General features: G+C 66.2%; 1 protein-coding gene and 2 pseudogenes. All 3 read left to right on the top strand.

Annotated features, from left to right (window positions below):
* A partial coding sequence (locus tag I5M_RS02655) for a beta-ketoacyl synthase N-terminal-like domain-containing protein (RefSeq protein WP_022719984.1) occupies positions 1-821 on the top strand: 821 nt, incomplete at its 5' end.
* A 197-nt stretch (positions 822-1018) separates the two neighbouring features.
* Positions 1019-1690: pseudogene (locus tag I5M_RS31155) on the top strand (SDR family oxidoreductase); the annotation flags it as partial.
* A pseudogene (locus I5M_RS02640) lies at positions 1681-2877 on the top strand (TIGR02302 family protein); the annotation flags it as partial. The pseudogenes I5M_RS31155 and I5M_RS02640, both read left to right, overlap by 10 nt.

Genomic DNA, 2877 nt, shown 5'->3' with positions numbered 1-2877 from the left:
TGAGCTCGACCGGGTCGGCAACGCTCGCCACCTGGTTCAAGATCAAGGGCGTCAACTACTCGATCTCGTCGGCCTGCGCGACGTCGAATCACTGCATCGGCAACGGCTACGAGCTGATCCAGTGGGGCAAGCAGGACATCGTGTTCGCCGGCGGCTGCGAAGAGCTCGACTGGTCGCTGTCGGTGCTGTTCGACGCGATGGGCGCGATGTCGTCGAAGTACAACGACACACCGGCCACTGCGTCACGTCCCTACGACGTGTCGCGTGACGGCTTCGTCATCGCCGGCGGCGCCGGCGTGCTGGTGCTGGAAGAACTCGAACACGCCAAGGCGCGCGGCGCCAAGATCTACGGCGAGATCATCGGCTACGGCGCGACCAGCGACGGCTACGACATGGTGGCGCCGTCGGGCGAAGGCGCCGAACGCTGCATGAAGATGGCGCTCGCCACCACCGGCGGCATCAAGATCGACTACATCAATCCGCACGCGACCTCGACGCCGGCCGGCGATCCGCCGGAAATCGCGGCGATCCGCAAGGTGTTCGGCACCGAAGACAAGTGCCCGCCGATCTCCGCCACCAAGGCGCTGACCGGCCACTCGCTCGGCGCCACCGGCGTGCAGGAGGCGATCTATTCGCTCTTGATGATGCAGAACGGCTTCATCTGCGAGAGCGCCAACATCACCGAACTCGACCCGGCCTTCGCCGACATGCCGATCGTGCGCAAGCGCATCGACAACGCCAAGATCGGCGCCGTGCTGTCGAACTCCTTCGGCTTCGGCGGCACCAACGCCACGCTGGTGTTCAAGCGGCTGGATGCGTGACCGCCGGTGCTCGGCGTGCTTATGCCGGACAGTCGAAGTAATCAGATAATTGTCATGGCCGGGCTTGTCCCGCCTGCGCGGACGAAGCCGCGCAGGCGCGGCGAAGGCCCGGCCATCCACGTTTTTAAGCACGGATCAGCCGCGGGCCGTGGATGCCCGGGACGAGCCCGAGCATGACGGACAGGGGAGCAACCACAATGCAACAATTGATGCAGGGCAAGCGCGGGCTGATCATGGGCGTCGCCAACGACCATTCGATCGCTTGGGGCATGGCCAAGACGCTGCACGCACACGGCGCCGAGATCGCCTTCACCTATCAGGGCGATGCGCTGGCCCGCCGCGTCAAGCCGCTGGCGCAGTCGCTGAATTCCGACCTGGTGCTGCCCTGCGACGTCGAGGACATCGCCAGCGTCGATGCGGTGTTCGACACGCTGAAGGAGAAGTGGGGCAAGCTCGACTTCGTCATCCACGCCATCGGCTTCTCCGACAAGAACGAGCTGCGCGGCCAGTACATCGACACCACGCGCGCCAATTTCTCGCGCACCATGGTGATCTCCTGCTTCTCCTTCACCGAGGTCGCCAAGCGTGCCGCCGCGCTGATGCCGGACGGCGGCGCGATGATCACGCTGACGTTCGGCGCGTCGGAACGCGCGATGCCGAACTACAATGTGATGGGCCTCGCCAAGGCGGCGCTCGAAGCCAGCGTGCGCTACCTCGCCTGCGACCTCGGCCCCAAGGGCATCCGCGTCAACGCGGTGTCGGCCGGTCCGGTGCGGACGCTGGCCGGTGCCGGCATCGGCGACTCCCGCGCGATGTTCGGCTTCATGGAAAAACACTCGCCGCTCGGCCGCGGCGTGACGCTCGAAGAGCGCTGTTGGTTCGCTCCAGCGGCGGCCATCTCGACGTCACCACCGGCGGCGGCCTCACCGAGACCAAGCCGGATGCCGACACGCCGAACGGCACCAGCAAGCGACAGTTCAGGATCACGGCGGACGGCACCGCCCATGTGCGTGCGCCGTCCGGTCAGCCGCAATGGTCGTTCACCGCCGTGCCCGATAAGCCGCCGGTCATCGCGCTCGCCAAGGAGCCACAGCGCCAGGCGCGCGGCTCGCTGCAATTGTCCTACAAACTCGAGGACGATTACGGCGTCACCGAAGCGAAGGCGAATTTCGCCGTCGCGGGTGCCAGGCCGAGCGCCAAAGATGCCGACGGACCGCGACCGCTGTTCGAGCCGCCGCAATTCGCGCTGACGCTGCCGAACGCCCGGACCCGCGCCGGCGTCGGGCAGACCGTGAAGGATCTCAGCGAAGATCCCTATGCGGGCGCCGACGTGACGCTGACCCTGACGGCCAAGGACGAAGCCGGCAACGAGGGCAAGAGCGAGCCCTTCAGCATACGCCTGCCGGAGCGGCTGTTCACCAAGCCGCTGGCGCGCGCACTGATCGAACAGCGTCGCATTCTCGCGCTCGATGCCAACAAGAATGCCGACGTTTACACGGCGCTCGACGCGCTGCTGATCGCGCCCGAAGCCTTCACGCCGAATGCCGGACAATATCTCGGGCTCTACACGGTCGCCGAGGAACTCGAGCACGCCCGCACCGACGACGACTTGCGTCAGGTCGTGGCCAGCCTGTGGTCGCTGGCGCTGTCGATCGAGGACGGCGACACCTCCGACGCCGAAAAGGCGCTGCGCGCCGCGCAGGACGCACTGAAGCAGGCGTTGGAGCGCGGCGCCCCCGACGAAGAGATCAAGAAGCTCACCGAAAATCTGCGCGCCGCGCTCGACGCCTTCATGCGTCAGCTCGCCGAGCAGATGAAGAACAATCCGCAGCAGCTCGCTCGTCCGCTCGATCCAAACACCAAGGTGATGCGGCCGCAGGATCTCGACAACATGATCGATCGCATGGAGCGGCTGTCGCGCTCCGGCGACAAGGACGCCGCCAAGCAGCTGCTCGATCAGCTCGCCCAGATGCTCGAAAACCTGCAGATGGCGCAGCCCGGCCAGTCCGGCGACAACGACATGCAGCAGGCGCTCAACGAGCTCGGCGACATGATC

Origin of the sequence: Rhodopseudomonas sp. B29 (assembly GCF_000333455.1) — a bacterium.
GTDB lineage: Bacteria > Pseudomonadota > Alphaproteobacteria > Rhizobiales > Xanthobacteraceae > Rhodopseudomonas.
The sequence above is the reverse complement of the archived record's forward strand: the minus strand, read 5'-3'. Positions and strand labels throughout refer to the sequence as shown.